General features: G+C 40.9%; 14 protein-coding genes. 5 read left to right on the top strand and 9 right to left on the bottom strand.

The window, feature by feature from the left end; genetic code table 11:
• Nucleotides 1-248 precede the first annotated feature (248 nt).
• The 3 genes from BM261_RS11655 to BM261_RS11645 all read left to right on the top strand — a co-directional run bounded on the left by BM261_RS11655 (nucleotide 249) and on the right by BM261_RS11645 (nucleotide 3246).
• Complete coding sequence (locus tag BM261_RS11655) at nucleotides 249-2012, top strand: M61 family metallopeptidase (RefSeq protein ID WP_074898454.1); 1764 nt, start codon at nucleotides 249-251, stop codon at nucleotides 2010-2012.
• A gap of 64 nt (nucleotides 2013-2076) precedes the next feature.
• Nucleotides 2077-2769 carry a hypothetical protein gene (locus BM261_RS11650; protein ID WP_074898452.1) on the top strand — a complete coding sequence of 231 codons (693 nt, stop codon included), beginning with the start codon at nucleotides 2077-2079 and terminating at the stop codon, nucleotides 2767-2769.
• Nucleotides 2770-2805: 36 nt separating this feature from the next.
• Nucleotides 2806-3246: a TIGR01244 family sulfur transferase gene (locus BM261_RS11645; protein WP_074898449.1), complete on the top strand. Its 441-nt coding sequence runs from the start codon at nucleotides 2806-2808 to the stop codon at nucleotides 3244-3246.
• Nucleotides 3247-3325: 79 nt separating this feature from the next.
• On the opposite strand, the gene BM261_RS11640 is transcribed toward BM261_RS11645, so the two are convergent.
• Genes BM261_RS11640 through BM261_RS11625 form a run of 4 tightly spaced genes read right to left on the bottom strand, consistent with a single transcriptional unit; the run spans nucleotide 3326 to nucleotide 7145 of the window.
• Complete coding sequence (locus BM261_RS11640) at nucleotides 3326-3976, bottom strand: ABC transporter ATP-binding protein (protein WP_049251715.1); 651 nt, start codon at nucleotides 3974-3976, stop codon at nucleotides 3326-3328.
• Nucleotides 3973-4770 carry an ABC transporter permease gene (locus BM261_RS11635; RefSeq protein WP_074898446.1) on the bottom strand — a complete coding sequence of 266 codons (798 nt, stop codon included), beginning with the start codon at nucleotides 4768-4770 and terminating at the stop codon, nucleotides 3973-3975. Before BM261_RS11635 ends, BM261_RS11640 begins: the two co-directional genes overlap by 4 nt.
• The gene (locus BM261_RS11630; RefSeq protein WP_074898483.1) at nucleotides 4770-5951 is read right to left on the bottom strand and encodes a capsule biosynthesis protein; all 1182 of its coding nucleotides are present in this window, start codon (nucleotides 5949-5951) and stop codon (nucleotides 4770-4772) included. Before BM261_RS11630 ends, BM261_RS11635 begins: the two co-directional genes overlap by 1 nt.
• Nucleotides 5952-5966: 15 nt before the next feature.
• A complete protein-coding gene (locus BM261_RS11625) occupies nucleotides 5967-7145 on the bottom strand; it encodes a polysaccharide biosynthesis/export family protein (protein ID WP_074898444.1) in 1179 nt (392 codons plus the stop codon).
• A gap of 151 nt (nucleotides 7146-7296) precedes the next feature.
• Between BM261_RS11625 and BM261_RS11620 the strand changes: the two genes are divergently transcribed.
• Complete coding sequence (locus BM261_RS11620; RefSeq protein ID WP_256205718.1) at nucleotides 7297-8364, top strand: stealth family protein; 1068 nt, start codon at nucleotides 7297-7299, stop codon at nucleotides 8362-8364.
• Between the two features lie 75 nt (nucleotides 8365-8439).
• A complete protein-coding gene (locus BM261_RS11615; RefSeq protein ID WP_205277208.1) occupies nucleotides 8440-12051 on the top strand; it encodes a CDP-glycerol glycerophosphotransferase family protein in 3612 nt (1203 codons plus the stop codon).
• A gap of 71 nt (nucleotides 12052-12122) precedes the next feature.
• On the opposite strand, the gene BM261_RS11610 is transcribed toward BM261_RS11615, so the two are convergent.
• From BM261_RS11610 to BM261_RS11590, 5 genes are all read right to left on the bottom strand, one after another.
• Nucleotides 12123-13172: an acyltransferase gene (locus BM261_RS11610; protein ID WP_074898433.1), complete on the bottom strand. Its 1050-nt coding sequence runs from the start codon at nucleotides 13170-13172 to the stop codon at nucleotides 12123-12125.
• 87 nt (nucleotides 13173-13259) lie between these two features.
• A complete protein-coding gene (locus tag BM261_RS11605; RefSeq protein ID WP_240317837.1) occupies nucleotides 13260-14705 on the bottom strand; it encodes an XcbB/CpsF family capsular polysaccharide biosynthesis protein in 1446 nt (481 codons plus the stop codon).
• Nucleotides 14632-16071, bottom strand: a complete 1440-nt coding sequence (locus BM261_RS11600; RefSeq protein ID WP_074898427.1) for an AMP-binding protein — start codon at nucleotides 16069-16071, stop codon at nucleotides 14632-14634. Before BM261_RS11600 ends, BM261_RS11605 begins: the two co-directional genes overlap by 74 nt.
• A 7-nt stretch (nucleotides 16072-16078) precedes the next feature.
• Complete coding sequence (locus tag BM261_RS11595) at nucleotides 16079-16309, bottom strand: acyl carrier protein (protein ID WP_074898424.1); 231 nt, start codon at nucleotides 16307-16309, stop codon at nucleotides 16079-16081.
• A 91-nt stretch (nucleotides 16310-16400) separates the two neighbouring features.
• Nucleotides 16401-16788 (bottom strand): IS1595 family transposase (locus tag BM261_RS11590; RefSeq protein WP_143095784.1); only part of this gene is annotated, 388 nt, incomplete at its 5' end.

Here is a 16788-nt window from a genome sequence, read left to right as displayed (position 1 = left end):
CTGCCGCATCAAACCACTCGACAGCCGTTTTACCGAACGAGCATTGGGAATATCTTGGCAGACTGCCTTTCGGCTGCCATAATGGCAACATCAACCAGAAATATGGACTCTTGTCAAGAAAATCCATTTTCTTTACACTAAATTCCCATACACTTTACAAGGTTATAGATTTTAACTAATTTATGATTTGACACCAACCAAATAATTCTTAACATTGCTTTATTGCATCAAGCCGATAAATTTTTATCATGATTACCTATACCCTAACTCCCGACCCAAAAGCCCATCAATGGCATATTACCCTTAAATTTCAAAATCCTTCAAACTCTTCAGCCGTTCTCAAACTACCAAACTGGGTACCCGGCAGTTACTTGATTCGCGACTTTTCCCGCCACATCATTACAATAAGTGCAGAATGCGACGGACAACCTGCCGCCTTATCGCAAACAGCAAAAAACATCTGGCAGACCAGCCCAAAATCCGGACATTGGGTAATCCGATATACCGCCTACGCCTTCGATTTATCGGTTCGCGGCTCATTCTTAGACACCAATCGCGGTTTTTTCGACGGCAGCTGCCTGTTTTTCTCCATAGAAGACCGCCTGAAAGACACCCACAGCCTAAGCTTCAACGACCTCCCTAAGGAATGGCGCATCGCAACCAGCATGCCGACGACAGGCTCAAATACTTTTCAGACGACCTCCTACCACGATTTAATCGACCACCCTGTCGAACTGGGCAACATCGAATTTCTCGATTTCGAAGCCAGCGGCATACCGCACCGCATCGCCTTAAGCGGCCACTATCCCGATTTCGACCGCGACCGCCTCGTGTCAGACATCCGCAAAATCTGCGAAACCGAACTGGCAATGCTCCCCTCCCCTGCCCCGTTCACGCATTACCTCTTTCTGCTCCACGTCGGCGACAACATCTACGGCGGACTGGAACACATCAGCAGCACCGCCCTGCTCGCCGACCGCCACAGCCTGCCGCCGCACGGCATGACCGACGCCAACGACGCCTACACCCAACTGCTCGGACTGTTCTCACACGAATACTTCCACGCTTGGAATGTCAAATCCATCAAACCCGCCGCCTTCGCCCCCTACGACCTCGACCGCGAAAACTACACCGAGCAGCTTTGGGCATTTGAAGGCATCACCTCCTACTACGACGACCTCTTCCTCGCCCGAAGCCACACCATCGCCCCCGAAGCCTACCTGCGCCTGCTCGCCCAAAGCATCACCCGCGTGCAGCAAACCAAAGGCCGTCTGAAACAAAGCCTTGCCGAATCAAGCTTCACCGCTTGGAACAAATTCTACAAACAAGACGAAAACAGCCCCAACGCTATCGTCAGCTACTACCAAAAAGGCGCGCTAGCCGCCCTCTGCCTCGACCTCGCCATCCGCAGCAAAAGCAGCGGGCGGCACACCCTCGACAGCGTCATGCAGCAACACTACCGCGATTGGCTGGATACCCGACAAGGCATTCCCGAAAGACAATGGCAAGCCCGTTGCCAAGCGTTTACCAGTCTGGACCTCGAAGACTTTTTTCAGACGACCCTCTATACCACTGCCGACCTGCCCCTTGCCGAACTCCTCGCCACCATAGGTATCGGACTGCAATGGCAGGCACAACCGCGCAGCCACGGCGGCGCATTCCTGCCCGAACCGCCAACCGAAACGCCCGCCCCCGCGCCCGACTTCGGCGCAAGGTTCAAACAAAGCAGCGACCACGCCACCCTGACCCACGTCTTCAACGGCGGCAGCGCGGAAAACGCCGCCCTCTGCCCGCAGGACAAAATCATCGCCATCGACGGCTATGCCTGCACCGACCTTGCCGCACAGTGGGCACAACTCCCCATCGGCTATACCGCCCGCCTCCACTACTTCCGCACCGGCATCCTGTACGTCGCCGACATCACCGTCCAAGCCGCCGAAGCCGATACCGCCGTCCTCTACATTACCGACCGCGAATTATTTGAAAACTGGCTTTATAATGACCGAGCCTAATTTTCAGACGACCTCAAATACCGGATCGAGGTCGTCTGAAACATCCACACCGAAAGAAACAGCCATGAAAAGAATCCTTATCGGCATCACCGCCCTGTTACTCAGTTTGCACGCCACAGCCGCCCCCAAATCAGATTCGGCAATCAAGGTAGGAAAAGAAATTGCCGTCTTCTACAAAAATCCCTCTGCCGAACGCGCTGCCTCTTTTATGGACCAGCTTGTCAAAGCCGATCTCATGCGCGAAACCACCCTTGCATGGGGGACGCAAGCGCTACAAAAATATCCCCAAGGCAGTACCATTTGGTGTGACAACATCCAAACTTATCAAGGCGACGCCCTAACCTTTGCCGCCTACACCCTCGCCCTGACAGGCACGTCTCAAGCCCAAACCTGTCTCGACAGCCTGACATTAAATACCGAGCTTAAAAACAATCTCAAGGAAAACAAAAGCTTACATCCGCTTCAAGAACCCATCATCTCCCCTGCATCACTGGATTTTCATTGGGTAACTTATTTTGCCACCGGCAATCCGAAAGCGGTCGAGCGTATCGTTGACTACATCATCAAAGCCCAAACGGCTGCCGCCCAACGCCCTGACCATGTAGACCTCACACTTGCCGCTGCCATTTGGTCGACCCGATCCAACATGGAACAAGATACAGCCATTGACAGCATTGTCCGCAAATACATACAAAAACAGTCCGAAGCCAATAAAAAACGATTGGAACAAGCCCTGTTAGCTCCTCAAGACGACTAAAATCAATCCATCTTCAAACGTAGAAAAGGAAAACCCATGTCTATCCAAAAACTTGCCAACAACCTCTACATCGCCCCGCAGCTGACCGAAGCAGACGTACAAGAAGCCGCCAAACTCGGCATCCAAACCGTCATCTGCAACCGTCCCGACGGTGAAGAAGAAAACCAACCCTCGTTCAAACAAGTCGAAAGCTGGCTTGAAGCCGCAGGTATTAGCGAACACCACCATCAGCCCGTCGTCGCACCCGCCATCAACGCCGCCGATGTCGCCGCTTTCCAAAACCTGCTCGAAAGCGTTCCCCAACCCGTCCTCGCCTACTGCCGCACCGGCACCCGCTGCTCCCTGCTCTGGGGCTATCATCAGGTGCAAAACGGTGCAAGCGTCGCCGAAGTCGTCGCTGCCGCCCAACAAGCAGGCGTCAATCTGAGCAACTTTGAAGCCCGCCTGCAACAAGCATTCGAACACGGCTTAAATTGAGCCAGGCCAATATAATGAAGGCCGTCTGAAAACTATTTTTCAGACGGCCTATCTATAAATAACCTCATTATAATTCATTTTACAACAATGAATTATAATGAGCGTAAGCATCATCCATATTATCAAACTTATGCAAACGCCCGGCTTCCAACACCATTGCATTATCGCAATACTGTTTCATCGCGCTGTGGCTATGTGAAACCAAAATAATTGATCTGTCTTTACGCCGTTCAAACAATTCATACTTACATTTTTCTGAAAAACGCGAATCACCGACAGCAATGACCTCATCAATCAAATAACAGTCAAACTCCACTGCCAAGGATAAAGCAAAAGCCAAACGCGCCTTCATCCCTGAAGAATAGCGTTTCACAGGTTCATATAAATACTGTCCCAATTCGGAAAATGTTTGTGTAAAATCAGTTACATAACCAATATCTACATTATAAATCCGACAAATAAAGCGCAGATTATCCATACCCGTCAAACTACCCTGAAAGGCACCGGAAAACGCCAACGGCCAAGAAATACTCATCGTGCGCTTGATTTCGCCCGAAGTCGGAGCCTCAACGCCGCTAATCAGCCGGATAAGTGTTGATTTACCCGCGCCATTCCGCCCTAAGATACCGATTTTCTCCCCCTTTTTCAGCTTAAAATCAATATCCTGCAAAACCATTCGCCAACCTTGCCGCGTTTGGTAACGTTTAGAGACATGCTCAACGGAAATCATTGCGGCTCAACCCCTTTACTGACTTTAGCCACCATAGCCAAACCAAATAACAACAATACCAAATTGCATAGCACGACAAACCACGGATTGCCATACGTTGTTACGCTACTGCCGAAATAACCGGCACGGAACATCTCTGTGCCATGCACCATAGGAATCATCAAAACATAATGCTGCAAATTTTGAGGCAAATGATGCACAAAGAAAAACACACCGGAAAGCGGCATCATCACAAAACTGAGCGTACTCCATACCTTGCTAAATGGTTCAAACTGAACTGCAATCGAGCAAATCACCAAACCCAACCCAACGGCAAACATTGCCATCAACAACCAAGCCAACAGCATATAAAAAATGTCGGCCGGCATTTCAATCCAACGCACTGCAATCAAAACGGCCATAATCGCAATTTGGGCAATAGTTGCCCCTGCAATTTCTAGCAGCATCCGTGCAAAAATTGTATCCAATACACGAACATTACGGTGATACAGCAGGCTGGTATTAGCCGAAATCGCACCCATCGCACGATTGGAAGCATTGCGCCACATCATCATCATCGGATAACCGGTGATGGTAAAAGCCACAATATTTAAAGTAGAAACACTATTTGCCCTAAAAAATTTCCACATCAGCACCATCACCAACGTCATCAACAGCGGCTCTACAAATAACCATAAAAAGCCAATATTGTTGCGCCCGTATCGGGTAATGATTTCACGCATCAACAAAGCACCGAGCACCCGCTTTTGGATGACCAGCGATTCCCAAAATGATGTTTTATGCAACTCTTTCATCAATTTTTATGCTCGCGTATGCTTGCCGTCAATAAAGTGCCAATGCCGTAAACAATCAGGCCGATAACAAAAGTAGCAATAATATTGTAAATGCGCTTGGGCTCATGAGCTAAGTCGGGTAAATTTGGCTGTGAAATGACTTCCAAATAAAGCTGCTGGCGGTCAGCTTCAGCTTTGGCACTTTCCAACGATGTCATGGCCGCTGCCAATTGTTTTTCCGCCAACTCATTTTCCAAAAAAACCCGCTGATATTCAGCTGCATGGTTAGATAGCGAATTTTCCCCGCCGCCGGAAATAGCCTTCATTTGTTGGGAAATTTCCCTCCTTAAACTTTTCTCTCGGGCAAGCAATCCAGGAATTTGCGGATTTTCAGGAGTAACCGCTTTCACCTGATCCAGCTGAGTTCTAATTACAATTAACTCGTCCTGCAATTTGGAAATCAAACTCATCTGAACTTCAGATTGCGCCTTTAAGTCAAAAATACCATTTGTAATTCGAAATTTAGTCAGCTGCGCGGAAGCCTCTTTTACTTTCTCTTCAGCAGAAGCAACGGCATCTTCAGCATATTGAATCGTATCCTTGCGGGCACGCTCATTAAGCTGGTTAATCAATATTTCCCCTTGTTTTAACAAGGCTGCATTGATTTGCCTGGATTCGCCTGCATCAAATGACGTTACATTCAAATTTGAAATACCGGATATGGAATCAAAATGAATAGAAACTTTATCCCGATAGTATTGATAAAACGCTTCATCTTCGCCACGCAAACCAAATCCGTTAAACCGACTGAAAATATCACCCTTGGTCTCGTAAAACTTACGCACAGGCATCCGCTTCTGCAATTCATCCAAAGACGAACGAGACTGCATGTACTCTTGAACCGTATAAATATCGTCTTGGGAACGGGAAAAACCGGATCCCTGCAGAATCGCACCCAAACCGTTGAAAGAAGATTGGCTCTTGGGCGATCTCACCACAAAACTAGCCTGCGAAGTAAATTGATCGGATGCAATCAAACCAAAATACAATACCGAACAAACCGTAGGCAGGATAACTGAAACCCATAACAGCAAATTAACCTTCCGAAAAAGCTTTTTTTTACTTTTTCCTGATTTTTTATGCTGGGTCACTTCAGTTTTTACTTCACCCTCAACAGCATCTGGCTTTTTTTCAGCAGACATAATCAAAATACCTAGTTAGTGGGTAAGGTTATTAATGCTGTTCGCACCACTTACCACTGGAGAAAACACAAACGACAGAAATTTTCGGACTTCAGCCAAAGGTGCATTCGAAACATACACAATATCTTTGTCTTTAATTGGGAAACGTTGCATCCAAAATAAAGAATTCGCATCCGATAGATTTAACCTATAAACCACTGGAATTGTAGCCTCACTACTATATCCCCGACTGACCCATTTGCCTTGCCTTTCAGCCGGAAGCTCTGCCAACGGCGTATAACGGAAAACGAAAACTCCGCGTGCATCTGCACGAAAATCTTGTAATCCGCTCATACGGCCAACAGCTTCAGCCAAAGACAATCCTTTTACAGAAAAACCTATTTGTTGGGTCCGACCAACCGCACCCATAGAGGTAAAGCTATGTGGATTTGTAATCATCGTAACAACATCGCCACGCTGCAATAAAATATTTTGGCGCGGATTAGCCACCAAATCCTCAAGAGCCACTGTCTTAACCTGGTTACCCCGAGTAAGCTGTACATTCGTATCTTGAACATTTGCCGTAGAACCACCTACCGCAGCTACTGCATCAAGCACGCGCTCACCTGCTGTCGTTAACGGCATACGCACACTATTACCGGCACGAATAACCGATACCGTAGCCGCATTATTTTGCACCAAACGCACCACAACTTGAGGTTGATTAGCCATTTTTTTCAGACGGCCTCTAATGACCTCCTGAACCTGAGCTGGCGTTTTCCCTACAACTTTGATATTTCCAATAAACGGAACCGAAATTGTACCGGCGGCACTCACCATCTGCTCGGGCAATTTTGTTTGCTGGGCATTGCCCGAGCCAATAGAGGATAGAGCCCCACCGAACAATACCGCGGGCGGAGCCTCCCAAATTGCAATATCCAGCACATCACCGACATTGATTAAACCTGGAAATGCGTAACCTTGATCAATTTGTACAAAAGATTGATTGACTCGAGCTTGATACAAACTCATAGACACAATATCATTAATTTCAATTAACTCTATTGAAGGGGTATGTACATGATCATTTTTCTGCTCAAGCTCAATAATTTTTTTTGTACTTGGGCCTACTGCAGGTAACCAGCTACAAGCAGACAATACAACACAGAAAAAAAAATAGCAGACAAGCTCTGGAAAATATTTTTTTGAAATCATTAGTTATCCTATATAATTATAACCCCAGTAATTCACAACACCCAAAACTACGATTATAGCGAAACAACCAGCAATTTTGGGGAATATCCGTACTTAAACCATATAACATATGAAAAAAATTAAGAAATTTTTTAAAAGCCCTGGAATATTTATGAGGGACTACTTTAATAACCGATACCCATTTTTCAATATTGAACAATGTATAGAGGAGCCTAATGAAGCTATAATATTCGAACATACCATAAATATGGCCTCGATGGAAAACCATCTATATACTGATACTTCAGGTATAGATGTAGTATTTACTTGGGTGGACAATAACGATTTAAAATGGAGAGAAAAGTATCAAGCTCATCTTTCCAACTCAGACACAACAAAATTTGCACTTTATAGCCAGGATAGCGCCCGTTTTGAAAATCACAATGAATTGTATTATTCATTATATAGCGTAGAAAATTTTTTACCTTGGGCGAGAAAAATTTATATTGTCACTGATAATCAAACTCCCTCATGGTTTAAACAATCAGAACACCCTAAAGTGACTATTATTGATCACACGGCAATCATTGATAGTCAATATCTACCCACATTTAATTCACATGTAATTGAAGCTCATTTACATAATATTCCTGATTTAAGCGAACAGTTCATTTATTTTAACGACGACGTATTCGTTGCTCGAGTATTGCCTCAAGAACATTTTTTTCACCCAAATGGAATTGCATCAATCTTTATTGCAGATAAAAAAATCTCTACCATGCTAGAAAAAGGAGTTATCACACCTACACTTAAAGCTTCTTTAAATAGCATTAACCTATTAAAAAATCATTACAATAACATATCAATCAATAAACCGTTAGTACATACCTATGTACCTTTATTTAAATCAGCTTTTCGAAAAGCTTGGCGGTTATACAATGAGCAAATCATTAATTTTCTCCCTAATAAATTCCGCACCAATGCAGATTTAAATCTAGCAACTTTCCTTATACCATGGTTAATGTATTTAGAAGGTAGATCTACTCCTTCATGGGAAATATGCTATTATTTTAATATACGGTCAGCTAACGCCTTAACGCAATATCGCAAACTTTTACAAAAAAAAGGTACTAAATTTGCACCGCATTCTATTTGTGCCAATGATTTCAATAGTAAACAGCAATTCCATAATTATCAAAATTATTTAGCAATAATGCTTAAGGAATATTATTCGCTTTAATTAAAATTTCTATTTGATAAAATGAACAGAAAATTTAGAAAACTTCTTCGAGATCCTAAATTATTTTTTAGGGATATGTATAACAAGAGAAGTATACAGATCAAAAAATATTTACTGGTAAAATACAACGGTACGCAACAATATACAGTTGTTTCTGCTGTGTATAATGTTGAAAAATATCTAAATGATTACTTCTCTAGCCTGACGAAACAAAGTCTGAATTTCAAAAAACATATCCAACTGATTTTGGTGGATGACGGCTCGACCGACCGTTCGGCAGAAATTATCAAACAATGGCAAGCTAAATTTCCAAAAAATATCCATTATTTTTACCAAGAAAACGGCGGTCAGGCTTCGGCTCGCAATTTAGGTTTGCAACATGTTGAAACCGAATGGGTAACATTTATAGACCCAGATGATTTTGTTTCTCCTGATTACTTCTATAAAACAGATACTTTCTTAAGTAACGATACCAACATTAGCATAGTAGGTTGCCCATTAGTATTCTACTTTGAAGATAAAGACATGGTGAAAGATACACACCCCTTAAAATATCGTTTTGCTAAAGGGGATGTTGTCTTTCCATTATCTAATCTAAAAGATCACCTGCAATTATCTGCAAGTACTGCTTTTTTCAAAATTGATAATATCCGTAATGCACATATTTATTTTGATGAGGCGATGAAACCTAGCTTTGAAGATGCAAAATTTGTTACTGATTATATTCTAAATACTGATGCCTCAACTAATGCTGCTTTTCTATCAAAAATCAGTTATTTTTATCGAAAACGTTCTGATGGCTCGTCCACATTAGATGGAGCATGGAATAATCCATTACTATTTTCTAGGGTAATTGAAAAAGGCTGTATTGAAATTTTGAAAACAGCCAAAATGAAATTTGGAAAAGTCCCTGAGCATATTCAAAGAATCGTCCTATACCATATCATCTGGTATTTTGGTCGTATTGTAAACAAACCTGCAGCATTGTCACACCTAAGTGAAGAGCAAAAAAAACATTTCGTTGCCTTATTACATGAAATGTTTTCATATATTGATGAAGCAACAATTCTTCGCTTTAATTTAGCAGGGACATGGTTTTTCCAAAAAGTAGCTCTGCTCGGTTTATTTAAAAATACGGCACCTAAGAATCAAATTGCTTATATTGAAGATTTTGATTTGAAAAAGAAACAGATTTTGGTGAAATATTTTTCAAATTTTCCAATTGTTGAACAATGGGTAATCAATGGTAAGGAAATATTCCCTAAATACCAAAAAGAAGTTGTCTATGACTTTTTAGGCAGTTTATACACTAAAGAATACCGCACATGGCTTCCTTGTCACGACATGGGCGATTTAGAAATTTTTTTAGCCGGTAAAAGAGCCAAATTAACATTCTCAGGAAAACAATTTGACAAACTACCAATCGAAGCGGTATTCACTTCATTCAAACAAAAATCCACGGTTAAATCGAATGACTGGATTTTAATGGATAGGGACAATCAGGCCGATGATAATGCAGAACACTTATATCGTTATATTAGTGAAAATCATCCAGAACAAGATATTTATTTTGCCCTGAAAAAAACCTCCTCTGATTGGAAAAGACTCGAACAAGATGGGTTTAATTTGCTTGAATTTGGCTCATCTGCATTTGAGAGTAAATTAAAAGACTGCGCAAAAATCATCAGTAGTCATGTTGATGGATATATCACACATTATTTCAAAGATAATTCCCTATTAGATAAAGACTACGTCTTTTTACAACATGGCATTACGAAAGATGATTTATCAGGTTGGTTAAATACCAAAAAAATTGCTTGTTTCGTTACAGCGACAAATCCAGAATACCATTCTATTGTGGACAACACGACTGCTTATAAATTTGGTAAAAAAGAAGTTAAACTGACAGGTTTCCCTCGTTATGACCATTTACTTATCAATAACAATACTGAATCTAAACAGATTTTAATTATGCCAACATGGCGTAGCTCTATTGTAGGCACATATATTTCAGGTACAGAACGAACAAGAAACCCTAATTTCATGAAAACTAACTATGCCAAACATTGGCATGGTTTCATGAATCACGCCATATTGAAAGAACTGAATGATCAAGGTTATCAAATCGTCTTTGCACCACATCCAAGTATTCAGGAATACATGGATGAGTTCACTGTGCCTGACTTTATTAAAATCTATAGCTATTCAGAAGGTAACATCCAATCCGTCTTCCAAAATACTAGCATCTTAATTACAGACTATTCATCTGTTGCATTTGATGTAGCCTACTTGAATAAAGCTATTTTGTATTATCAATTTGATTATGATGAAGTATTCTCCAGTGGAAATCACACCTATCAAAAAGGTTATTTTGACTATAACCGAGATGGTTTTGGTGCAGTTGCTTATAATGAAACAGAACTTCTGGCAGCATTAAAAGATCTAGTAGAAAACCAAGCTAAAGTACCGGATTTGTATCAAACACGCATCGATAAGACATTCCAATTTAGGGATTCGAATAATTGTGAGCGTGTCTATCAGTCTATTACAGCACTTGACCAACCTGACACTACAGATAATCTGCCTATTATTCAGAATATGATTACCCAAGCTGAGAAACTTTATGCATGGGACTTGGCAGCAACCCGTATCCAAACTCTGCTTGATACAGGTCGTCTGAATGCGGAAGAAACAGCTGATTATCGCCATCGTTATCTGAACGCTTTATTTGAGAGCAACCAGTTTGACACTTTGCAAAACCTGTTACCTGATTATCCTGATACCGCTGATTACTGGCATGCGAAAATGGACTTATATATCGGTAATGCTGTCAAAGGGGCGGAATTTTTTGCTGAAAACGAGCATATAGGAACGCGAAATGATTTACTTATCTCATTGCTTGCAGCCTCGTTTCACCAAGCAAAAAGACCGTCTGAAAAACTGTTTGCCCGGATAGGTACAGACTTACCCAACTCATATCAACCTTTGTTGACCGTAGCACAAAAGCTATCGGAGCAGAATTATTTTGTAGCATTGGCTTTACTGAAAACGTATATTGATAGCTTGGACGATCGTGAAAAAGGCTATCTCAAACCCGAGCTATTGGCTTCTTACCTCTGCATGAAACTTGGTAACTTACAAGGCGCGCATCAATTTTTGGTTGCTTTTGAAAACCATACTCAAAATGATCCAAGTTGCCGTATCGCGATTGCAAGACTGGCAAAATTACGCGGTGATTCTGAAAAACTATTTACCCAGCTTAACCGTGCCTTTGAAGAAAATCTGCTCTTAATTCCTGAAGATTTAACAGTCGATTATCTAAAAAAAATGTACGCTACCGGCAACACTGACGGCGAAGGATATCTATTGGCTCAACTGCGCCAAAAATATCCTGAGAATCCGTCTTTAGCCTTGTATGAAGCTGAAAAACTTGCCCAAAACCAAGATTGGGAGTCTGTCACCAAAATATTGGCTGGTTTTGTACAAGCCTCACCGGAAACGATGTATCTTTATACAACTGCTTTATGCCGTCTGAAAAACTATCAGGCAGCACAACGTTATTTTGACAGTCTCTCTCTACAAGACACAGCAGCATATTGGAAACTGGCAGCTGAAATAGCCGAAGCGAAAGGTGACAAGGCATTACAGGCTGAGTGTCTGAAAAAACAATTGGCTTGTTTAGAGTAATCTCTGTCTTATCTTAAAAAAGGCCGTCTGAAAACTTTTATGTTTTCAGACGGCCTTTACTGTTAAATTCACTAATCAAGGTCTACTGTTGAATTGATATAGGTAACATGATTCATTTCTGCCAAATCCTTACCTTCATCTATATCTGTATATAAAACATTATTGCGTTCCCAAAATACATCTTTGCGTATGACTTTAGCCGGCACGCCTGCAATAACGCAGTTATTAGGAAAATGTTTTTTCACTACCGAAAATGCACCAACAATACTACCGCTACCAATCTTTGCACCACCCCAAATTGTTGCGCCATAGGCTACCCACACTCTGTCTCCAATGGTAACGTCTTTAGAAACATTTAAACGTTTTCCAGTATGAACATCATAAATCGGGTGTGCATCATCAGTACGGATTTGATTATTAGTGGCAAACATACAATCTTCACCAATGGACAAGGTTGTATGTTCGGCAACAGTAATATAAACCGGATTGGTACTGGTAGTTTTACTGCCGATGTTAATCGTACAGCCTACTCCCAAACACCATTGGCCTTGCATAGAAACATTTTCTCCAATATAGACTTTGCTGTCCTTGCCTAAAAATTCCAAAAATACATTACGCAAGTTTGCATTAGGGTGGATAACAACTTCATTCCCACCTCCTCCTAGAAATTGGAAATGACAGTTTCGCAGATTATCAGGTGCAGTAATTTTATTTCCGGAGGTGTCGATATAATTACCCGACATCACCTCTTTTTTGCGGCTGTTAACTACTGGCCGTTCAGAAAAATATTGTTCCGCACGTTCGGCCAATTTGATAAATACCGCACAGGTTTGGGCAAAATCCAAAGTACTGACATCATAAATGTATACATTATCCCCATCCTGCTTAGATAAGCTGAAGTTTGGAAACATTTCTCCGATATTATTTATTCCACTTTTATCACGATAAAACAGAAAAATCTTCTGCCAAACTAAATTCAGACTGACTGAAAATGGCGTTTCACGGTCAGATTTAAAATTGCAGTACACATTCTGCTGATAATAAATATCAACAGACGTATTTTTTAATTTGATGGTTTTGAGAATTTGCTGTTGAAATTCTTCGGTCGTTTTGCCTTCCATTGTATTCCCCAAATATTACAAATATGATTTAAATGGCTAAAAAAATAGACAGTAAATTTTGAACTTACTGTCTATTTTACCCTGCATTTAGTTGAGATTAATGTCCGAATCAGTGATATGGATGTCCAACAGCAAATTATTGATAATGGTATTGGACAAAAATACTGTATTTCCTGAAAAATCTATGTGCTTTTGAATTTTTTCAAAATCAAATTCACATAATACAATTGTAGGCAATGCTTCTTTCAGCTCTTTAATATCCGGATAAAACTCTGATACTTTAGCCGATGAAATGACCACTTGATTTTCAAGGTTATGATCAATTACATCTGGTAGCTTTTTGAAAGTCTCCAAAATCGGCGTACGGATAGAGTGCAGATACAATGGATCTTTGCCACCATAGTATTTATGGTTGCCCAAAAATGGGTCGATTGCAAAGGTTTTGTACCCACCAATTAAGCCGTGATATACCGCTCCTGTACCGCCTGATGATGCACCGCAAATGACTACGTTTTTCTTATCTACGTCATAAATACTCATTAGGCTCTTAATGAAACGCTGGATATTGTCTTCAATATTTTCATCAAACTTTGTATTCAAACCATGACTGCCAAACGCGTCTGATACATCAGCCATACGGATAATATAAGTATTTGGCATAATACTGTTGCTGATAAATGGAAATGGGTGACTATAATAACGGTCAACCATATTCTCATTGCTCTTATTGGTATAAGAGAACAACACCAATAGGTTTTTCTTGTTGGCATTCAGTACTTTTGGCGCTTCAACAGTATAAATAACATTTTCCAACTCATGGAAAGAGTCTGGGAAATAAGCCAAAAGATCTTTATAACTGTGCTTGTTCACACGACGGAACACACTTACACCCATTTTGTGTTCAACAGCTAAAAAGCCTCTATTATTTAGCTCATAAACATAATCACTTAGACCATGATTCCGAGCATAACTTAGAAAAAACTCATTACTGTCGCCTTTAACACCAATGTATTCAATTTCTGGTTTATCCAAGTACTCGGCTAAATTAATGTCTTTATCTCTTTCCACATTCAGAATGTAGCACAGTTCGCTGCCAAGATAAATGGAAGTAACTTCTAAAATCTCACTAAATTTATCCTCAATTTTTGCCCAATCAGCTTCAGCGAATTTAAAAGACAATGTTGTTTTTTCTTGATTAACCGATTGCGGGTAACTTTCATAGACTTCTGAAATATATTTCAAAAATTTTGGAAAACCAGAAATTTGAGAAACCTTGCTCTTATTACGCTCAATAAAGTTAAAGGTTTGACCTAATGTTGAATAGCTGACACTGACAAAATAGTCATTCAACAAAAAGTCAAACACTATACTTTGATTGTCATAAATCCAAGCAGAAACCTTTTGAGAATCAATCTTGGCTTTTCGTAAGATGTTTTGCTGAATTTGATATAAATCCATTTTATAAACCCTGTTGATATTTTTCCAACAATGCTTTTTTGTCGGTTTTGTGGTTGGTGCTAACTGGAATTTCATCAATCTTGATAAATTCAGACGGCATCATATAAGACGGCAGATTTTTTGCTAAAGCTTCCTTGATAATCGTGGATTCGGTTGCCTCTTTTGAGGTGTAAAAACATACCAGCCGTAATACTGTGCCAGTATCGCGTTTTAATGCGATGACTGCTGCATTTTCAAATCCAAATTGTTTTAAATCTAAAATTTTTTCTTCTATTTCAGATAATTCAATCCTGTAGCCGTTTAATTTAATCTGTTCGTCCCTGCGTCCCAATACATAAAATACATTGTCTTTTACAAAGCCATAATCGCCTGTTTTGTATGTTCTGGTTTCATCGTCGTGAATAATAAGGCGTTTGGTATTTTCGACTTCATTATTCAAATAACCGCGCATAACATGGATACCGCTAATCCAAATTTCCTCATCGACAATGTTCAAATCTGAATTTAAGACTGCATAGCCGACCGGCAATTCTTCTTCAGCCTCCAGCATTTCTCGGGTAATATCGATGTAAGTAGTTGCCACTGTTGCTTCAGTAGGGCCGTAGGTATTAATAATTCTTGCTTGAGGGAATTTTTGGAAAATCATTTTGACAACCGGTTTTCCTAATTTTTCTCCACAAAAAAGAAATTCTTTCAAACTTGGAATATTTTGCTGATTCAATTTGGGATTGAGCAATTGCTGCATGGCAAACGATGGGGTTGAAACCCATGTCGAAATCTGTTGCGTTGCTAAGAAATCCGTCCAAGTGCTTGAATTGGCGATGTCTTCACGGCTGTTTAATACTATGCATCCACCGTAAGCAAGATTACCAAATACTTCATACATAGATAAATCGAATGCAAACGGCGCTTGATTCATAAAGATGTTGGGTTTGGCCAAATTAAGTTGCATTGTCATCCATTTCATTAGGTTGAATACTGCTTCCCTGCCGATTTGGACACCTTTAGGCTGCCCAGTAGTGCCTGAAGTAAACATGATGTAGGCCAGATCTCGTTCGCTCAGTTCGTGTTCTTCGTCGTTTTTCTTCTCGAACGAATCATTTTCCGCACGGTAAACGTATTGTGCCTTGGATAAATTACAGATATGTTCCAAGCGCTTTTCAGGATAGATACTGTCTACCGGAATAAAAGGAATTTTATTTAACAAGCAGGCGTATATAGCTATAACAAAATTTATTTGTTTATGGCCGTGCACAATTAAAGGGATATTTTTGTTGATATTGGCAATTTTTTTATATTTGTTAAGAAACTCATCCATCCGTTTGAGTAGTTGCTCCCATGAGCAATTTTCTTGGGAGTTGGCAATGGCGATACCTGATGTGTTGTTGAACAGATATGCTAAATAATCTTCCAAGGAAGAAAAATCTGTTATGCTTTTCATATTTTTCTTATCCTTTGTAGTTTCGCTCTACAAATTCAATGATGTTGGATGTATTTGCAAATATATTCACTACTTGTTCGAATGGAATTTCAACATTGAATTTTTCTTGGATGGACAACATCAAATCCATTGCACTGATCGAATCAATTAAACCCGATGCAAGTAGTTCTTCATGTTCGGATACTTGTTTTTGGGCGGCTTTTGAGACAAGAGCTAATACTTCTTTTGAAATTGACATTTTGAATATCCTTGAGAATAAAGAGACTATCCTGGATAACCAGGATAATTCCTATTTTACTAATAGTTTTAGGAGCTGACGTAGATTAGCCCTAAATTCCACACCAATCCCGCAGGATTTTTAGCTGCCGGGATGGTGTGCCGAAGTTAAATCGAAATTCACATTCTTTCAAGAACAGCGGGAAAGATTTGCGATTGATTCCGTTGTATTTTCGCAAGACGCGTTTTGCCTGATTCCAAAAATTCTCAATGCCGTTAATGTGGTTCTGACGGTCGGCAAATTCCTTGGAATGGTTGATACGGTAATGGATGAAACCGCTCACGTCCAACTTGTCGTAGCTGCTCAGGCTATCCGTGTAAACAATGCTGTCCGGCATGATTTTCTTTTTGATAACGGGCATCAAAGTATCAGACTTGGCATTATCCACCACAACGGTATAGACCCGTCCGTTGCGTTTCAGAATGCCGAAGACAACCACT

Source organism: Neisseria elongata subsp. elongata (assembly GCF_900113545.1).
Taxonomy (GTDB): Bacteria; Pseudomonadota; Gammaproteobacteria; order Burkholderiales; family Neisseriaceae; genus Neisseria; species Neisseria elongata.
This window is presented reverse-complemented; position numbering and strand designations above follow the sequence as displayed.

Bases quoted from the DNA above. Each gene is read 5' to 3' on its own strand.
- BM261_RS11655 (WP_074898454.1), top strand. From the start codon at position 249: ATGATTACCTATACCCTAACTCCCGACCCAAAAGCCCATCAATGGCAT.
- BM261_RS11650 (WP_074898452.1), top strand. From the start codon at position 2,077: ATGAAAAGAATCCTTATCGGCATCACCGCCCTGTTACTCAGTTTGCAC.
- BM261_RS11645 (WP_074898449.1), top strand. From the start codon at position 2,806: ATGTCTATCCAAAAACTTGCCAACAACCTCTACATCGCCCCGCAGCTG.
- BM261_RS11640 (WP_049251715.1), bottom strand. From the start codon at position 3,976: ATGATTTCCGTTGAGCATGTCTCTAAACGTTACCAAACGCGGCAAGGT.
- BM261_RS11635 (WP_074898446.1), bottom strand. From the start codon at position 4,770: ATGAAAGAGTTGCATAAAACATCATTTTGGGAATCGCTGGTCATCCAA.
- BM261_RS11630 (WP_074898483.1), bottom strand. From the start codon at position 5,951: ATGTCTGCTGAAAAAAAGCCAGATGCTGTTGAGGGTGAAGTAAAAACT.
- BM261_RS11625 (WP_074898444.1), bottom strand. From the start codon at position 7,145: ATGATTTCAAAAAAATATTTTCCAGAGCTTGTCTGCTATTTTTTTTTC.
- BM261_RS11620 (WP_256205718.1), top strand. From the start codon at position 7,297: ATGAGGGACTACTTTAATAACCGATACCCATTTTTCAATATTGAACAA.
- BM261_RS11615 (WP_205277208.1), top strand. From the start codon at position 8,440: ATGTATAACAAGAGAAGTATACAGATCAAAAAATATTTACTGGTAAAA.
- BM261_RS11610 (WP_074898433.1), bottom strand. From the start codon at position 13,172: ATGGAAGGCAAAACGACCGAAGAATTTCAACAGCAAATTCTCAAAACC.
- BM261_RS11605 (WP_240317837.1), bottom strand. From the start codon at position 14,705: ATGAAATTCCAGTTAGCACCAACCACAAAACCGACAAAAAAGCATTGT.
- BM261_RS11600 (WP_074898427.1), bottom strand. From the start codon at position 16,071: ATGAAAAGCATAACAGATTTTTCTTCCTTGGAAGATTATTTAGCATAT.
- BM261_RS11595 (WP_074898424.1), bottom strand. From the start codon at position 16,309: ATGTCAATTTCAAAAGAAGTATTAGCTCTTGTCTCAAAAGCCGCCCAA.